This window comes from Pseudoalteromonas sp. US3C1004 (assembly GCF_048401065.1).
Lineage (GTDB): Bacteria > Pseudomonadota > Gammaproteobacteria > Enterobacterales > Alteromonadaceae > Pseudoalteromonas > Pseudoalteromonas undina.
This window is the reverse complement of record NZ_CP183073.1, coordinates 3,250,069-3,267,416: the sequence shown is the minus strand read 5'-3', so window position 1 is coordinate 3,267,416 and position 17,348 is coordinate 3,250,069. Positions and strand designations below refer to the sequence as shown.

Sequence of the window (17,348 nt, the reverse complement as noted above, 5' to 3'; positions counted from 1 at the left end):
GAGAAACTTATGCATAACGAATTAAAAGAAAGCTATCAAAAAATTATAACCGCAGTCGGTGAAGATGCAGAACGTGAAGGGTTGCTCGATACTCCAAAACGCGCTGCAAAAGCGATGGAGTACCTAACTCAAGGTTACCGCCAAACGCTTAACGAAATCACTAATAATGCAGTATTTACCTCAGATGCTGACGATATGGTATTAATACAAGACATAGAGCTTTACTCTATGTGTGAGCATCATTTATTACCATTTATTGGCCGCTGTCATATCGCTTATATTCCTGATGGCAAAGTATTAGGTTTGTCTAAGTTTGCACGTATTGTGGATATGTTCTCTCGCCGTTTTCAAATTCAAGAACAACTAACCCATCAAATTGCCAAAGCGGTTGAAGAAGTAACAGGTGCCAAAGGTGTAGGTGTAATTGTTGAAGCAAAGCACATGTGTATGATGATGCGTGGTGTAGAAAAGCAAAACTCAAGCATGCGTACTTCGGTAATGCTAGGAAACTTTAGAGCCGATCCGAAAACACGTAATGAGTTTTTACAGCTGATCAAAGGATAATCTATGGCAAACGCAATAATTAATGTAACTAACTTACGGCTACGCACGTTTATTGGATTTAATCCTGATGAACGTGAAAAAAAACAAGATGTAGTCATTAATTTAGAAATTCATTATCCGGCTGATCAAGCTTGTGAAACTGATGAAGTAGAACAAGCACTTAACTACAAGGTAATTACTAAAGAAGTAATTAGCTTAGTTGAACAGGGTCACTTTTTATTGTTAGAAAAATTAGTTGCTGAAATTCTTGCTGTTTGCCACTCGCACCCAAGTGTAAATTACGCCAAAGCCCGAGTGGATAAACCTCATGCGCTGCGCTTTGCAGACTCTGTGTCGCTAACTCTGGACTGGCACAAATAATCCAACGGCAAGGGCTATTACAGCTAAATAACGTAGCCCTTTGCCGAGTGTTACTAGCACTAAAAACATACTAAATCGCACTTTAAACACGCCGCCAATAACAGTTAGTGGATCGCCAACAATAGGTAACCACGCAAACAGTAAGCTATATATCCCATATTTATTAAACTGCTTTTGCGCTTTTTTGAGCCCTTTTTCAGAAACTGGAAACCATTTTTTATCTTTAAAGCGTAATGCTTGTGTTCCAAGCCAATAATTAACACAACTGCCTAATACATTGCCTAAGGTTGCTGCAAACCAAATTAGCCATAAGTTAGTATTACCTTGCATTATCATCCCACCCATCAATACTTCAGACGAGCTGGGTAATAACGTAGCCGATATAAATGCTGTAAAAAATAATGTTATATAGAGCATTTTTCCCTTATGACTAAAAACTAAACCCAGCAATTAAGCTGGGTTTGAACGACTTTTTAACTTAAATCAAAACGCTTATTTTATTAAATTTAAGCTAAGGGGGTAATTAAACTCTTTACCATCGTTGGCTTTCACGCTTGCGATAACCACCATCACAAATGAAAAAATAGCGACCATAGGTAACAGTAGTAAACCAACAGCTGCAAAAATTAGTAAAAAACACACAAAGTAAGCTATAGCCATAGTAATTTGAAAGTTAAGCGCTTTTTTACCGTGTATATCAACTATAGGCATTTCATCTTTTTTAATTAGCCAGATAATAAGGGGACCTAGCACCGAGCCGAATGGCACAATAAACCCCGCTAATGCACTTAAATGACATAGCATTGCCCAGGTGCGGTCATCTTTATTGACGACTTTAATCTCTTGATTTTGTTCCATTACATTTTCCCTTTTCGTAAAACACCGTAATTTAACTCAATATACTATTACTATTTTGCGCTAATACCAAGCAGCTTTAATTGGCGGCAATTCAAATATAAAAAACCCCCAGTAATTACAATATACAACTACTGGGGGTCACTTAAAAAGCTACGCTTTTATTTTATTACTTATTTTTACCAGCTAAATCAAGCATAAATGCATAGTTAAGTGCCGTGTCCTCCAAGCGTTTAAAACGACCAGACGCACCTCCATGGCCAGCTTCCATGTCTATTTTAAATAGTAGTTTATTATCATCTGTTTTGTAGTCACGCAGCTTTGCAACCCACTTTGCTGGCTCAAAATATTGAACCTGTGAGTCGTGCAAACCTGTTGTTACTAACATATTAGGGTAGTCTTGTTTACTAACTTGATCGTACGGTGAATACGACAACATATAATCGTAATATTCTTTCTCGTTAGGGTTACCCCACTCACCATACTCGTTAGTTGTAAGCGGAATAGTCTCATCAAGCATAGTAGTAACCACATCAACAAATGGAACCGCAGCCACCATACCTTTATATAGCTCAGGCGCTTGGTTTGCCACTGCGCCCATTAATAAACCACCAGCACTGCCACCTTGGGCAAAAATTTGCTCTTTATCGCCATAACCTTGGGCTACCAATGACTTAGTAACATCTACAAAGTCGTTAAACGTGTTCTTTTTAGTGAGTAATTTACCCGCTTCGTACCACGGGCGCCCTAACATTTGCGAACCACGTACGTGGGCAATTGCAAATACAAAACCACGGTCAAGCAACGTTAATCGTGCAGAAGAAAAACTAGGATCCATTGTTGCACCATACGAACCATAGCCGTATTGCAATAATGGGTTAGTGCCATCTTTTTTAAATAGCTCTTTTCGATACACCAAACTCACCGGTACTTTTACGCCATCGCGTGCTGTGACAAAAATACGCTCAGACGCATAGTTATCCGCGTTAAAGTCACCTAATACCGTTTGTTGCTTCAATAATGTTTTTTCCCCAGTGGCCAAATTAACATCATAAGATGAACCCGGAGTGGTCATACTGGTGTAGTAAACGCGCAGCGTATCGCTTTCTAATTCGTTGTTACCGTACGCATTAATTGTATATGCACTGTCGTTAAAGCTTAGTGGTAACTCTTTGCCCGATGTTAAATTACGTGCAATCAGTGTTGATTGGCCCATTTCGCGTTGTTGGTATACTAAGTAGTCATTAAATAACTCTACGCCTTCAAGTTTAATATCCTCGCGCGCAGGGATCACACTTTGCCAATTCGATTTATCACCGGCTTTATCAATATCGACCTTCATTAGCTGAAAGTTAACCGCATTTAAATTAGTCACAATGTAATAAGTATTACCTAATTTGGAAATGCTGTACTCAAGGTTGGCTTCACGCTCAATTAAGCGCTTTGGCTTAGCATTTATATCGTTTGCACTAAGTACTGACAAACCCGATGCATCAGTACTGCTATGCCAAATATAAATTTCTGAGCCGTCTTTGCTCTTGCTCATACCAGTGTAATAGCTCGTATCTTTTTCTTCGTATACAAGCTCATCATCGCTTTGTGGTGTACCAAGCGTATGACGATAAACTTGGTAACCGAGTAAGGTTTGCGCATCTTTTTTAATGTAATAAACAGTTTTATTATCGTTCGCCCACACAACATAACCACTGGTGCCTTCAAGCGTGTCTTCTAATAATTTACCAGTGTTTAAATCTTTAATTTTTATATTGTAAACACGGCGGCTCACCGTATCTTCACCATACGCCATTAAGTTATCATTTGGGCTGACACTCAGACCACTAACTGCAAAATAGTCATGGCCTTTAGCTAGTTCATTGACGTCTAAAATAACTTCCTGATCGGTGCCTGCAAAATCACTACTGCGTAAATAAGTAGCATACTCGTTATCGCCGCGAGTTTGCGACGAGTAATAGTACTCTCCGTCTTTTACTGGAACAGAGTCATCATCTTTTTGAATTCGCCCTTTAAGCTCTTCAAATAAACTACTTTGCAGTGTTTTAGTATGCGCAAGCATTGCATCTGTGTAAGCATTTTCAGCCTCAAGGTAACTAATCACCTTAGTAGCTTTACGCTCATCATCACGCATCCAATAATAATCATCGATGCGAGTATCGCCATGGATTGTCATTTCATATGGCACTTTCTTCGCAATCGGCGGCATGACTTCGGTTTGAGCAGCTACATTTTCAACCTTTGATGATTGCTCAACATCAGGGGCTTTATTACATCCCCCTAAAATAGCTAAGGATATAAAAGTAAGAACAAATGGGGTGTGTTTCATTGATTGGAATCTCTGTAGTTTTTATTTTTATTAAATATACCTAATATTTAATAGCACGGAGATTTAGTTTGTGAAGCTATGTAAAAAGGGAGCAGAAGCTCCCTTTAGTTAATATTTAATTTATTTAATTTATTTAATTACTTTTGCTTACGACGACGCATAAATGCAAATGGCGCTACTAGCAATGTTAGCCAAGCTAATGAACCTGAAGAGCTTTTCTTAGCAGGCTCAGGAGTAACAACAGGAGGTGCTACTTTAGTAACGGATATTGTTACCATTGCAGGTGCAGATACATTACCACGAACATCAATCGCAACAACTTCCATTTCTGCAGATGTATCACCCGCTAATAAAGTTGTATCTGCAACCACAATTTGGCCTTCTGCATCAACTGCAAAACCAAGGTTTGTATTAGATTGAACGTAGTACTCTGAAACAGCCAAGTCTAAATCTGATTCTTCAATAGTAAACGCACCTACCACGGTTCCATCAGCTGCATCTTCAGAAACACTAAACTCACCACCAATCAACATTGGTGCTTCAACGTCTGGTAATTCTAGGTCTTTAGCTGCCATCACTTTAATAATGTTAGTACCTGATGATAGTACAAAAGGACCATTTGCTGATACTACCGCTTTTTCTCCTGGCTTGATTGAAGTAACCACTTCATCAGTTGCCATTTCAGTACCAAGCTGAACATCAAATACTGCAGAACCTGTTACGCTATTTTTTTCATCCGTTTCAGTTGCCCCATAAGGCGAAATTGTAACCTGAGGTTGAATACCAAATACCGCGGTTCCAGTTACGCTATCAGTTTCAGTGAAAATGCCTGACTGATAACTAGGGTGACCTACAGATACTTTGAAGTTCATTGGTTCACCAAGAAGCGACGCATCGATATTCATGAACTCTGAACAGCCGGTAAAGGTAATAGTATTTCCACCTGCCTCATGTATTAACGGTGTACCCCATTGCCATGCATCATTGCCAGCACCATCCGTTGTACCAATTAATGTACGGCTACGGCCAGGGAATGCAGTTCTACGACCGCGGTCATTTAGGTTTTGTAAAAACTGATCTGCAAAGCCATCATTATCTGTATCAATTTCAATCCTATAGCCCGCTTGGAAAGTATGAGTTAACGGATCTCGTAACTGGATCGATGAAGTAATAAAGATACCTGAACCACAAGAATCATCATTAATTGCTGAGAATGTAGTAGCTAGGATATTAAATTCAGCGTCTTCAACTGATTTTTTCGTTCCCATTGCCGCAACGTTTTCAGCTTGCGGGAAAATTTCAATTTGGCCTGTATTTTCAACAACTAACGCCATTTCATTATTAATAATTTCAGGTGAGAAGCTCAACTGAGTCACGGCTTTTGGCATTGCATGATAAACAACATGTAAATCGTGATCGCCATCTGTAGATGCATCGTCAAATACTAACGCACCATCAAACTCTACTGATGTTAATGCCGCGCTTCTTGCTTCAATATCATCTGCACTAAATGGATTTTCTAATTCCCATGCAGGTAATTTACTTGGATCAACCATCATTGTAATATCAAAGTTAATCGCTTGACCTGCTGGTACTGTTATAGATTCAGGGAAATCCCAGCTAACTGCGTCCGTATCAATATCACTTTGGTAACGTGCTTCTATGCGAAGGTTATAAGTTTTTGCATCTGCAGAGAAGTTCTTAACTGTCACTGTTTTAGTAATTGAACCTGATTCTGCTACACTTACTAAACCATAAGATAGTGCAGCTTGTTTAGTATCAAACTCACTATTATTTACCCAAGCAGCAACTGGTAAATTAACTGCCTTGGTAACATCAACTAAACCAGCACCTATCATACTAATTGGCGCAAGCTCTGAATCAGGATTGATCGCTAAAGGTTCATTAGTTACGTTTAAGTTTGCTGCATTCATAATTGTTGCTTTAATCTCAAACGCATTACGCTCAGGGTGTGCTTCACGAATCATTGCAACAGCACCGGCTGTAATTGGGCCTGAGAAAGATGTACCATTTACAGGAGCTAGCTTATCCTGAGTTCCTGCAGCTGCAACCATTATACTTGTTCCTGGCGCTGTAATTTCTGGTTTTAATAAACCATCCATAGAAGGACCACGAGATGAGAATGTTGCAACAGCACCTGCAGTTGTTTTTATTTCAACACTAATATCAAATGTAGCAGGACCGCCTGCAGCTAATTGCGCCTTTAAAGCAGAGCCTGCAGCAAAGTTAATACCTATATTTTTAATTGTAACCGCGGCATCAAAGCCCCCCATAGATGCAGGGGTACCATCATCTTCATTATTTGCAATCATTACAAACTCAGCACCTTTAGCCTGAGCATGTAAAACTTTATCCGTAAAGTTACATGAACCTCGGTCAATTAATACTGCTTTACCTGTAAAGTCAACATCTGCAGCAAATTCAGCACAACCATCTGCGTTTGTTTCAGGATAAACTAATTCAATATCGGCACCTGAAATAGCAAAATCTTCTTGAGGACCAAAACCTGATGCCTGGATATTACCTTCAACGCCAGCAACAGTACCAGATGCAACACCTACTTCAGTTGTTGGGTGAGTCATAGCGCCAACAGATAGTGCGTTAGGTGTAGTACTTGGACCACCAACACGGAAAGGATTATCGCCATCATTACCAGCAGAAATAACCATATTCACACCTAACTCAACTGCACGTTGAACTAAGTATTGTGTACCACCACCGGTGTAAGTGTCACCAAACTCACCACCTAATGACATATTCATTACATCAACGCGGTCTGAAATATCGCCATCACCGTTAGGATCCATTGCAGCTTCTAGAGCAGCAGCTTGTGCATCGCCAGGACAACCACCACCACATACTGAGTAAGCGTAAAGTTCAACATCAGGTGCAATACCATTTACTGAGTTTGCAGAAGATGTACCATGATTGGTTGGATCACCTGTAGAAGGTGAATTAGCGGCATCATTTTCAATAGGATCTGCATCATCACGAATAAAATCATAACCACCTTGCACGATACCTTGAGGCCATGCAACTGATGTTGGATCAGCTTGAGCTGCTTCATAAGCCTCAACTGTGCCTGCACCACCAAATGCCGCATGCGTGTAGTCGATTCCCGTATCAAGCACTGCAACACGTTGGCCTTTACCACTTGCTATACCGTCAGTAATAAGTGGTTTAGCGTTGATATATTCAGAGCTTGCTGCAACATGCAATTCGCGATCGAACATTGGTAAAACTTTAACAACGCGATCATCTTTTGCAATTTCAGCTAACGCCTCAGGCGTTGCTTGAACAATTAACGTTGGCGCTAAAATCTTAGTTTTACCAATTACTTTTGCATTAAAATCTAGACTATTTAACTCAACAGTCATCATATCTTGAAGCTGCTCAATTTGCGCCGTTATTTCTCGATTTGAAGATACATGATAAGTCCCAGCAGCAACAGCATCAACTGAGGTTTTTGCTTTTAAAACAATCATATGTGCCGATGGTGCTTTTTTATCAGCAACTATCTCTTTTACTTTTTCTGCTTGGGTGTAATTAATTGTCGCGTTAGGCAAAGCTACTGCGTTGGCAAATGTTGCCACAAATGCACCTGATACAGCTGTAGCTATTGCTGTTCTTTTAATTATATTTTTAGACATTGTTTCCCCTAGGATAGGTTATGTATTATTGTATTTACTATATTTAATTTTTTAACTATGTGGCGAATATAAAACGTCAACCTTTGCGAGCGCAACATTATTGCTACATTAAAGTTACACAAAAAAACAACGCCCTTAAAAAACAACCATAAAACACTGATTCAAAAGGAAAATAAAAGCCACTTAGCTTGTAAAAAATTGTAAATGAAAATTTAAATTGAGAAATTAATGAATAACGATGTAATTAATATTTTAACAATGGCTAAAGTCATTCAAACAGCGGTTGCACCCGTTTTTTTAATTACGGGTATTGCGGCAACACTCGGGGTATTATCAAATCGCTTGGCGCGTATTACTGACAGAGCCAGACAGTTAGAGCGAAAATTAAAGGTCAGTATTGATGAAGAATTTAACCTGTCTTTAACTACTGAGCTGAGAGCACTCCTAAAGCGTTCTCGGTGTATCCATATTGCATTTAGTTTAAGTGTCTTAAGCGCATTATTAGTATGTGCAGTGGTTATGCTTTTGTTTTTATCACACATACAATCGATTAACTTAGGTGTCACTATTGGTAGCTGCTTTGTTGGTGCCATGGCATTACTAATATGTGCATTTATGTCATTACTGGGGGAGGTGTTCTTAGCAACACGCAGTATGCGCCGAGGGATGATTTTCGCTGATATTGATATAAACGATTAATAAAAAACCCCGAGCCAATTACGCTGCTCGGGGTTTTACTTATCTAAAACAGATTACTGTGCTGTATAAATTGTTTCAAGCACTTCTATTTTAGCTTCTTTTGCAAAACCCGATACCTTTAGTTGCTCTGATGCAGCTAGAATATCTTGACCATCGTTTATAGCAAAAACAGCAATTTGCGTACCAGGAAAGACTGAGATTACCTTCAACCCTGTAGCCAAAGCAGCATCATTTGCGTCCACACCATCTTTTAGAAGGACAGTAATATTACCTGAAAGTAAAGTTAGGTTATTAGTAAAGATATTACGTACTAATGTCCCCTTAGTTACAGTATCAGATGAACCTTCTACACTTACTACAGCCATTTCACCTTTTTGCATAATAACATGCTCTTCTGAAGCTACATTTGAAGGCACTAAACGTAAGTTCTTTTCAATTTTGTAAGAACCAAAATCCGCTTTATTAAATTTCAACTTAGTTACTGGCTTTTTAGGTAATTGCAGATCTTTATCGATATTCATGCTTGCTGTCGCAGTAAACGAAATACACGCAACTGCACCCAATACGATTAATTGTTTAACTTTCATTTTATAATCCTTACTCTTGATCTGCATGACCGAATGCACGAAGAGATACACCCTCTAGAACACTCAATGCTACGTTATTTGAAATACCTGTTACATCTAAAAAGTTATCAATATTATCATCAAGTGCAAAACTATCAGCGCTCGTATCAAGTAAGCGAATAGTCCAAGTACCTTTGGTTGATTCACCGTAAAATGCATTCGACATTAGTACCGCATCTTTTAAAATATAACCTGCATTAAAACTAAAGTCGCTATTAAGTGCAGGCAGAAATAGTGCCTGTTTAGATGAAAGCAATACACTTCTCGTTCCTGCTGGCGAGGTCACTTCGATAGCTAAATCGCTACCTGCTGAGGTTTGCGTTCCATCAGCTAGACCAAAGGCCATTTCTGGATTGCTTACATCAAATTTAAATTGCATCGCTTCAATATTGAGCTCTTCTGTTACTACAATTTCTTGCGTTAAACCTGTAGCACTGTTATCAGGGATTTCTAATGTGAGGGCATTTTCAGCAACTACTGAACCAAAACCTTTCCAATCCGTGATTGCTTGTTCACCTAATGAAGCTTCGTAAGATTTAGCCATGGCAACAGCTGCACCAGCATCAACTCGACCAAAGCCATATAAATTATTAAAGCTATAACCTGCAGCATTTTCAACCCAACCATCATGCGCAGCAAACTCACCTGCGCCTACAGTTAAATTGACAGCAGCATTATCTGGATCAATTAATGTACTTGTTGACGCTAAAATATGACGTACATCACGCCAAGTTAGTTCAGGGTTAGCTGAAAGAATTAACGATACCACACCTGATGCATTTGGCGCAGCAGAGGATGTACCATTAAATGTAGATGTATAGTTACAACTTGCATTATCTTCATGGCCTGGATAGTCAAAGGGGAACTGGCTTGCAGCAAATTCTTCACCATAAACACTAGCCCAAGCTGTAATTCCACGACCATTAAAGCCTGAGTAACCATTAATACAAGTCATTTGGTCTGTTGTTACCATAGCAGGAGCCCAGCGCCCAGCTTCACCTGCAGGAGCAGAAACCATTACATTGGCACCCGCTGTAGAGTAACTTGTATGTTTACCATTTGCATTTACCGCAGCAATACTCAAATAATAAGGATGACCTTGACTCGGCTCAAATGCACCATTATAACAAGTTAACCCTAAATCATTGGCACCATTGTCAGTACATAAAGACCCTTCATATGGGTTATTGCCACCATCATCGAATGAGTTACCACTAGACTTAATATTTAATGCACCTTTACCATCACGAAGATATAGATTGGGATATGATTCAATTGTCTCCTCTAATTCCGAATAAGCTACAAATGCTGGAACGGTAATACCGTAACTACGGTTAAATGCAGAAATATTTTCCGTTGTACTAATACCGCTACCTGGGAAGCCGTGAGCAAGTAAATCCTTTTGTGCAATTTTATCCTCGCCAAGGTAGTTCATACCAATTAAACCAGTATCTGGTGCAACACCGCGACCACCTTTACCATTCCAACCTTTTGCTGCTATTAAGCCCGCAACGCTTGTACCATGATCACCACTATTTGCCGTACTCGTTGGATCTGTGCGATCAAGAACATTAGCATCCAAATTTAAAGAGCGGTTAGGTAATACATTATCGATTAAATCTTCGTGACGAATCTCCATACCTGAGTCAATTACTACAGCGGTTACACCTGCGCCAGTAGCGCCTTGTGCATAAGCAGATAAAACATTCATATCTTCACCAGCAACCAGTTCTGCTGCTTCTGATTCAGCGAAGTCTGCATCTAGTCTTGCTTTTGCATTTTCTTCGGTAAAACCACGCTGATTTACATATAAATCAATTAAGCCTTGTTTCATCTCATGACTAAGAGAGTATGCTTTTTGGCCTGTGTTATTCAGGTGCCATTGCTGATTTGCAAGAGGGTCTCCAATAATTCCTGAAATATTAATTTTCGCAGAGGCCGTTTTACCGTTTGCAGTTACTGTGTAGTCAATAACAGCATCTTCCCCTGAGACAGGAACATATGTAAACGAGTTACCATCTACCGTTAACATGCCATGGCTAAACTTAAACACACCATCTTGCGCGGTAATTTCCTCGCCATTTTCAGTAAAGCTAAAAGTAAGTGCATCACCATCATTATCACTCGCTTTAAAATCAGCAGTAACAGGTATCCATTGCTTTAAATCAACAACGACAACATCACTCGCTTTTGGTGCTACATCAGTAACAACAGGAACTTTACTGTTATTATCATTATCACTGCCTCCACAACCCGATAGCGAAATCACTATTGCTGCAGACAGCGCAGACAACTTAAAAATATTGTTTTTCATAAATGCTCTTCATTGGTTATTTTTATGACGCCTAAATGTACACAACCCAATGACCACCAACAACACCCTATTTACAAAGGTTCACAATAAAGCCATAAATTAATACTACATATTTCCATCTCTGATTAATCTATGCTCATGCAATATCTATGCTTTGCCTTAAACAAAAGTGCACGCTAAGATACAAAGATAATTAAAGAACCCTTAAAGGAGTAGAGTAAAGTGAAATTGAAGCAAGTATTTATCGGGGCGTTACTATCTACATGCGCATTTACCGTATCTGCAAATTCTGCATTCAAAGAGCCGAGTGATGCGATTGAGTATCGCCAAGCTGCATTTTCTATGATTTCAGTTCAAATAGGCGATATGGGTGCCATGCTCAAGGGTAAAATTCCTTTTGATGCAGAGCAATTTAAGCAGCGTGCAAATAACGCAGCGGCATTGTCTAAAATGCCTTGGGAAGCTTTTTACGCAGGTACTGATAAGGGTGATACATCAGCACTTCCTGCGGTATGGTCTGAAAACGATACTTTCATGAAAAAAGCGACAGCATTTCAACAATATGCTGATGAACTTGCTGTAGCAGCTCAAACCGGTGACAAAGCTGTTATTGGTAAAGCGTTTGGTGCTTGGGCTAAAGGCTGTAAAGATTGTCATAAGCAATTCAAAGACTAATATATACGGTGTATTAAGAACAAAAATGGCGCTGTATTAGCGCCACTTTTTTTAACTAAGCAAATAACTTAAATGCTCACTTCCCCAGGTACTCATTAATAAAACTAGTAGTAGCAAAAATATAACCCATGCAACCCATGGTGACTTTGTCTCTGGCTCTGAGCTTTTTGTTGCTAGTGCTTTATTACCGGTGATCATTGCTTTGACCAAAGGCTTGCCTTGGACTTTGTAAGCAATAATAGCCACAACATGCAAAATAATCGCATAAAATAAAATATCAAAATTAATATGGTGCAACCAATTGGCAAAATCAATCGTATCACTCGATACATACTGCGCTAACGGGCCATCAGTTAAAATACCATCACTGCTCATTAAACCGCTTATTAGCTGCGCTATGATCAGAATAAAAAATAATAACACCATATAACTACCTGGTGCAGAATGGCCCACATCATTTATTTTTTTGCCGCTAAAAGAAGCAAGCACCGATTTAGGAGAATGCAGTAATGCCGATATTCTTGCCGTTTTACTGCCTATAAGACCCCATATAATCCGTGTTGAAATAAGCGCTAAAGTAAAAAAGCCAACTACAAAATGAAGTTCGATCATGCCTTCTTCTGCACTAAAATAAAGCGCAGCAATACTCAATACTAATAACCAATGAAAGCTTCTTAAAAAACCATCCCACACTTTTACCTTAAACATTGCACCTTCCCTAAAAAAAAGTATCATCTAAAACGCTAACTACTTTAGCTTCTTAATATTAAGGTATCCTAATGAGTCTTTCCACCTATGCGCAGAGTAAAACACATGCAATCAATTAAAAAACCAGTATTAAAAGGCTTTTTAGATATGCTGCCACTGTGTTTAGCGGTTATTCCTTGGGGCATTTTATGTGGCTCGTTAGCAATACAAAATGGCTTTACCCCTTTTGAAACTCAAGCCATGTCGCTACTGGTATTTGCAGGCGCAGCGCAGCTGGTTGCAATTGAGCTCATTGCTGGTAATACCCCTCTACTAACCATTCTTTTTACCACGTTTATTATTAGCTCTCGCCATTTTTTATATGGCTTGGCGGTTCGTCACAAAGTGATTGAGCAACCCATGCGTTGGCGCCTGCCTGTCAGCTTTGTATTAACCGATGAACTATTTGCTTTTTCGCACCACCCGCGCGCCTATCGCACTAAAACCCGTTTAATTTATGCATTGAGCGCAGGTTTTAGCTTTTACATTGCGTGGAACATTTGGACTCTAATTGGCATTGTAGCCGGTACTATGCTTCCAGATCTCACCAATCTAGGACTCGACTTTGCAATTGCAGCGACTTTTATTGCCTTAGTAATTCCGGGGATTAAAAACTTAGCTACTTTAGTCACAGTCATTGTTGCAGGGATCAGTGCCACTTTATTAAAAAGCATAGGCTTTGAGTTGTGGTTAGTATGCTCTGCACTTATAGCAATGAGCGCAGGTTACGCTGTTACCAGATTAGTGCAAAATAAGGGGGACAAAAGATGATGACCACTATTTTACTAATGGCATGTATTACTTTTTTTACTCGCTATTTATTCTTACACCGCGCCTTGCCATTTAAAGTAGGGCCTAAAATGCAACAGTTTTTGAGCTTTAGTGCACCTGCGGTACTAACGGCGATTTGGGTGCCAATTGTATTTATAAATGACGAAGGTATTAATCTAAACTGGCAGAACCCTTATCTCAGTGCTGCCATAGTCGCTATTGTTGTTGCTTACAAAACGCATAATATTTACTTAACGACCTTGGCCGGTATGGGGCTATTTTTAATTTTAAATTAGCAGTAAGCGCTGTAAAAGTGACTTAGACTTTGTAGATCATCACGCAAGGGTTAGACTATGCAAAATAAACAAATAATAAGCGTATTTATATGCACCCATTCCATCAACTAAAGACTACCAGCCTACAAGGCCAGCCAATCGACTTTAAAGAGTTTGAAGGTAAAGTTGTATTAATCGTAAATACCGCAAGTGAATGTGGATTAACTTATCAATATCAGTCATTGCAAGCATTACATGAAAAGTATGCAAGCCAAGGTTTGATCATTATAGGCTTTCCATGTAACCAATTTGGTCAACAAGAGCCCGGCGACGCTGAGCAAATAGCGCAAGGTTGTTTAATAAATTACGGGGTTAGTTTTTTAATCGCAGAAAAAGTGAATGTAAATGGCCAGCATACAGATTCTGTTTTCCGCTATTTAAAGTCTGTACTACCGGGGTTTTTAACCCGAAAAATTAAGTGGAACTTCACTAAGTTTTTAGTAGCGGCAGATGGTACACCTATTAAGCGCTTTGCACCTATTACTAAACCTGAAAAACTAGAAAAAGTAATTGAAAAAGCTCTGCTTGCAGCTAAGGCTTAACCCCAAAAAAACTACAAAGAGGCACAAAGCCTCTTTATTACAAACTGTAACGATTATTTGTACTAGCGAGAGCTTAATCAATATAATCGTTTAAGTCATCTTCACCTAGATTTTTACGCAAGCGTTTTTGCTCAAGGTAATCCTCTAACTTTCTTTTCACCTTTTGCTTTTTCTTGTCGTGTTGATTACGCCCGACCATTTCGTATTCGTCTTCAACAAAATCATCATCTAGCGCATCGTAACTAAATGTCTTACCCACAACCCACTCCATAAAGTGTTTGAGACCAATTACGGATTTCTATATCGCGATAATTGGTGAAATTAAAATGTTCAACATAAATTAGCTGTACAAATTTACGTCAAAATAAAGCCACATAGCTATCCTAAATAGTCTCTGTGTCAGTATTGTGAATAAATAGCGTTAAATTTGAATTGTGGAAAGTGAGAGTTTTTTATCGTATCGATAAATTTTATTTATTAGCATTTAATTGTTGGTTATTTTGACCATATTTTAGTATTTTCAATGAGTACACTTTCGACTTTAAAGCATTCAAAAAATCTCAAGCCATTGTTTTAAAACATTAAAAATAATTGGCATCAAACTTGTTATAAGTTAATTATCATCAGCAAAAAGCAGAGAATAAACATGAAAAAATTATTATTAATTAGCGCGATAATGTGCGCTCCAGTAGCAATGGCTCACAATACTAGCGACTCTTCAATTTCATTTAGTAACGATGAATGTAACGTTGAATTTAAGAACGATGTGCGCATCAAACCTAATGAATTAGAAATTTTTAAAGCCAATAATCAGCACATGCTATTTACCGCTGAAGGTGAGCTGTCTATCAATGGCGAGCAAGTAGCATTAAATAGTGCACAGCGCCAAGCAATGACCGACTACACAGACAATTTACGCGTGCAATTACCTGAAGTGGCCAATATTGCCCTTGAAGGGGTTAAAATTGCAGGTGTAGCATTAGAAGAAGTTGCAAATGCGTTTAATATTAACGGCCTCGATAATATTTCAGCCTTAATGGACGATATTCATCAAGAGGTTGAAAGCACCTTTTATCAGCAAGGTACTTTTGTAATGGGTCAACAAAGCTTTACTCAATTTGGTGAAAACTTTGAACAGCAGTTTGAAAAGCAAATAGAAACAGCAGTTGAATCAGCAGTAATGGAATCAATGGGCAGCATTTTAGTGGCATTGGGCTCTGAGTTAATGAGTTCAGGCGGTGACATGCAAGCATTTGAAGAGCGCATGGAAAATATGGGCGCACAAATAGAAGAAAAAGTAGAGCTGCATGCCAAAACACTTGAAAAGCGTGCAAATTCATTATGTGATGATTTTGTTGAAATAGCACAACAAGAAACGCAACTAACCGCTCAAGTTCCTGCATTAAAAGGCTATGAGCTATTTACTATTAAACAGCACTAATAGAATAATACCCCGCATTAATCTCCCTTTGCGGCATTTGCTTTTAAGCTATGCCGCATTTTGCCTTTTATGCCCGATTTAAAACCATTTAACTCAAATAATAGACTGTTGAGCGGATCTACTCTTGCTGTGCAGCATTGTTTTGTGGCTTCATAGTAAAATACAAACCAAAGTATAATCTTCGCTTCGCTCTAGAATAGTTAAAATGCCACCCAAGCTGATGATTGTAAGCCCAAATTGCAAACATAATTAAACCCATCTTTTTAGATTTATATTCATGAGATGGTACGTTCCCCAGTTAGAAGCGTTTTAAAACGCAACTAACTCCAAAGTGCCTAGTAACCTAGGCACTTTTTTTATAATTTAAAAACCTCGCAACACTATTTTTATCGTTTATTTACTGCTCTTATCTGATAAATAATTAACCACCTATAAATAACATGTTAAATCTTTGAACAAAGCAAAGTTAAGCCCAACCAATACAAAATAATTTAATCTGAATAAATATTCAAAAAACTCTTTTTATAAACAGTTTAAACTCAAAAAAACCGAAAAGACCCCATATAAAAGTGACATAGCAATGAGCCCAGATGAATAATTATACAAAAAATAATAAACCAGTAGTTGAACGACAAATTAATAAAACGATTTCGGATTAAAAAAACTAATACTTCACCAGTAATTTTTATCGCTTTATTTTTAACCACCCTGCGTGCAAAATGCACATGTTTTCAACAGACACAACCATGGAGCGAATAAAATGAACCCAATTAATACACTTAACCAAACAGCCACAACTCACGTTGCCGTTAAGCCAACTAATCGCAAAGCAAAAATGCTAGCTAAACTTAACCGTTACGGAAAAAAATTAGCACTTGGCGGTGCAATTCAATACAAATAATCACCCAACCATGATTTTGTATTGTTGCAGCAAACACCCAACCTCTAATGAAGACTCTTCTTTAGCTCCTCCTGTTTGCTGCCAGCCACCTCATAGCTAAAAATCACCTTAAATCTTCATTATTTATAAAAAAAACCGCATTTACGCTCACTTTTTAAGCAAACGATCTTTTTGCTATTTACACAGACTACTCTCCTAAGTATTATCCTGCATCACGACGTGGAGAGATGGCAGAGTGGTCGAATGCACCGGTCTTGAAAACCGGCAGGGGTTTATAGCCCCTCTAGGGTTCAAATCCCTATCTCTCCACCACTTATTTTTATTAATTGGTTTTATCCCGATTAATAATACGCAGAATAATGCGTCGGAGAGGTGTCCGAGTGGCCGAAGGAGCTCCCCTGCTAAGGGAGTATAGAGTTTGTAGCTCTATCGAGGGTTCGAATCCCTCCCTCTCCACCATTACTGAATATAAACCACTTAATTGTGGTTTTTTTGTGCCTGAATTT

The 17,348-nt window shown here is 38.7% G+C and carries 17 protein-coding genes and 2 tRNA genes; 11 read left to right on the top strand and 8 right to left on the bottom strand.

Annotation, left to right across the window (positions count from 1 at the left end):
• The first annotated feature begins 9 nt into the window (after positions 1–9).
• Both folE and folX read left to right on the top strand, forming a co-directional pair.
• Positions 10–564: a GTP cyclohydrolase I FolE gene (gene folE, locus ACNSN3_RS15250; RefSeq protein ID WP_008108996.1), complete on the top strand. Its 555-nt coding sequence runs from the start codon at positions 10–12 to the stop codon at positions 562–564.
• Between the two features lie 3 nt (positions 565–567).
• Positions 568–924: a dihydroneopterin triphosphate 2'-epimerase gene (folX, locus tag ACNSN3_RS15245; RefSeq protein ID WP_008108994.1), complete on the top strand. Its 357-nt coding sequence runs from the start codon at positions 568–570 to the stop codon at positions 922–924.
• Here the strand turns inward: folX and ACNSN3_RS15240 are convergent.
• From ACNSN3_RS15240 to ACNSN3_RS15225, 4 genes are all read right to left on the bottom strand, one after another.
• On the bottom strand, positions 901–1,341 hold the full coding sequence (locus ACNSN3_RS15240; protein WP_054202893.1) for a YqaA family protein: 441 nt from the start codon (positions 1,339–1,341) through the stop codon (positions 901–903). The two genes, folX and ACNSN3_RS15240, sit on opposite strands and share 24 nt — an antisense overlap.
• Positions 1,342–1,416: 75 nt before the next feature.
• Positions 1,417–1,782 carry a DUF4870 domain-containing protein gene (locus ACNSN3_RS15235; RefSeq protein ID WP_010392586.1) on the bottom strand — a complete coding sequence of 122 codons (366 nt, stop codon included), beginning with the start codon at positions 1,780–1,782 and terminating at the stop codon, positions 1,417–1,419.
• A gap of 166 nt (positions 1,783–1,948) precedes the next feature.
• Positions 1,949–4,120: a S9 family peptidase gene (locus ACNSN3_RS15230; RefSeq protein WP_418607999.1), complete on the bottom strand. Its 2,172-nt coding sequence runs from the start codon at positions 4,118–4,120 to the stop codon at positions 1,949–1,951.
• 137 nt (positions 4,121–4,257) lie between these two features.
• The gene (locus ACNSN3_RS15225) at positions 4,258–7,791 is read right to left on the bottom strand and encodes a S8 family serine peptidase (protein ID WP_418607997.1); all 3,534 of its coding nucleotides are present in this window, start codon (positions 7,789–7,791) and stop codon (positions 4,258–4,260) included.
• 228 nt (positions 7,792–8,019) lie between these two features.
• Between ACNSN3_RS15225 and ACNSN3_RS15220 the strand changes: the two genes are divergently transcribed.
• Positions 8,020–8,490, top strand: a complete 471-nt coding sequence (locus ACNSN3_RS15220; protein WP_138571073.1) for a DUF2721 domain-containing protein — start codon at positions 8,020–8,022, stop codon at positions 8,488–8,490.
• A 53-nt stretch (positions 8,491–8,543) separates the two neighbouring features.
• Here the strand turns inward: ACNSN3_RS15220 and ACNSN3_RS15215 are convergent, their stop codons facing one another.
• Positions 8,544–9,077, bottom strand: coding sequence for a hypothetical protein (locus ACNSN3_RS15215; RefSeq protein WP_138595996.1), 534 nt, complete (start codon positions 9,075–9,077; stop codon positions 8,544–8,546).
• 10 nt (positions 9,078–9,087) lie between these two features.
• On the bottom strand, positions 9,088–11,430 hold the full coding sequence (locus tag ACNSN3_RS15210) for a S8 family serine peptidase (protein WP_418607995.1): 2,343 nt from the start codon (positions 11,428–11,430) through the stop codon (positions 9,088–9,090).
• 222 nt (positions 11,431–11,652) lie between these two features.
• Here ACNSN3_RS15210 and ACNSN3_RS15205 point away from each other — a divergent pair, with 222 nt between their 5' ends.
• Positions 11,653–12,105: a c-type cytochrome gene (locus tag ACNSN3_RS15205; RefSeq protein WP_418607992.1), complete on the top strand. Its 453-nt coding sequence runs from the start codon at positions 11,653–11,655 to the stop codon at positions 12,103–12,105.
• Between the two features lie 51 nt (positions 12,106–12,156).
• Here the strand turns inward: ACNSN3_RS15205 and ACNSN3_RS15200 are convergent, their stop codons facing one another.
• Positions 12,157–12,813, bottom strand: coding sequence for a cytochrome b/b6 domain-containing protein (locus tag ACNSN3_RS15200; RefSeq protein ID WP_075170882.1), 657 nt, complete (start codon positions 12,811–12,813; stop codon positions 12,157–12,159).
• A gap of 105 nt (positions 12,814–12,918) precedes the next feature.
• Between ACNSN3_RS15200 and ACNSN3_RS15195 the strand changes: the two genes are divergently transcribed.
• The 3 genes from ACNSN3_RS15195 (at position 12,919) to ACNSN3_RS15185 (ending at position 14,500) form a co-directional block, all read left to right on the top strand.
• Complete coding sequence (locus ACNSN3_RS15195; protein ID WP_418607990.1) at positions 12,919–13,623, top strand: AzlC family ABC transporter permease; 705 nt, start codon at positions 12,919–12,921, stop codon at positions 13,621–13,623.
• Positions 13,620–13,919, top strand: a complete 300-nt coding sequence (locus ACNSN3_RS15190) for an AzlD domain-containing protein (protein ID WP_008108977.1) — start codon at positions 13,620–13,622, stop codon at positions 13,917–13,919. The genes ACNSN3_RS15195 and ACNSN3_RS15190 overlap by 4 nt, the downstream gene beginning before the upstream one ends.
• 89 nt (positions 13,920–14,008) lie before the next feature.
• Positions 14,009–14,500 (top strand): glutathione peroxidase, encoded by a 492-nt coding sequence (locus tag ACNSN3_RS15185; protein ID WP_010392568.1) that lies wholly within the window; start codon positions 14,009–14,011, stop codon positions 14,498–14,500.
• A 73-nt stretch (positions 14,501–14,573) separates the two neighbouring features.
• Here ACNSN3_RS15185 and ACNSN3_RS15180 read toward each other — a convergent pair whose 3' ends face one another.
• Positions 14,574–14,759, bottom strand: a complete 186-nt coding sequence (locus tag ACNSN3_RS15180) for a PA3496 family putative envelope integrity protein (RefSeq protein WP_008108975.1) — start codon at positions 14,757–14,759, stop codon at positions 14,574–14,576.
• Between the two features lie 387 nt (positions 14,760–15,146).
• Here ACNSN3_RS15180 and ACNSN3_RS15175 point away from each other — a divergent pair, with 387 nt between their 5' ends.
• The 4 genes from ACNSN3_RS15175 (at position 15,147) to ACNSN3_RS15160 (ending at position 17,301) form a co-directional block, all read left to right on the top strand.
• Positions 15,147–15,941, top strand: a complete 795-nt coding sequence (locus tag ACNSN3_RS15175) for a YggN family protein (protein WP_418607987.1) — start codon at positions 15,147–15,149, stop codon at positions 15,939–15,941.
• 760 nt (positions 15,942–16,701) lie between these two features.
• Positions 16,702–16,842, top strand: a complete 141-nt coding sequence (locus tag ACNSN3_RS15170) for a hypothetical protein (protein ID WP_010392563.1) — start codon at positions 16,702–16,704, stop codon at positions 16,840–16,842.
• A 221-nt stretch (positions 16,843–17,063) separates the two neighbouring features.
• Positions 17,064–17,154 (top strand) — tRNA-Ser (locus ACNSN3_RS15165).
• 54 nt (positions 17,155–17,208) lie between these two features.
• Positions 17,209–17,301 (top strand) — tRNA-Ser (locus tag ACNSN3_RS15160).
• Positions 17,302–17,348: the final 47 nt, after the last annotated feature.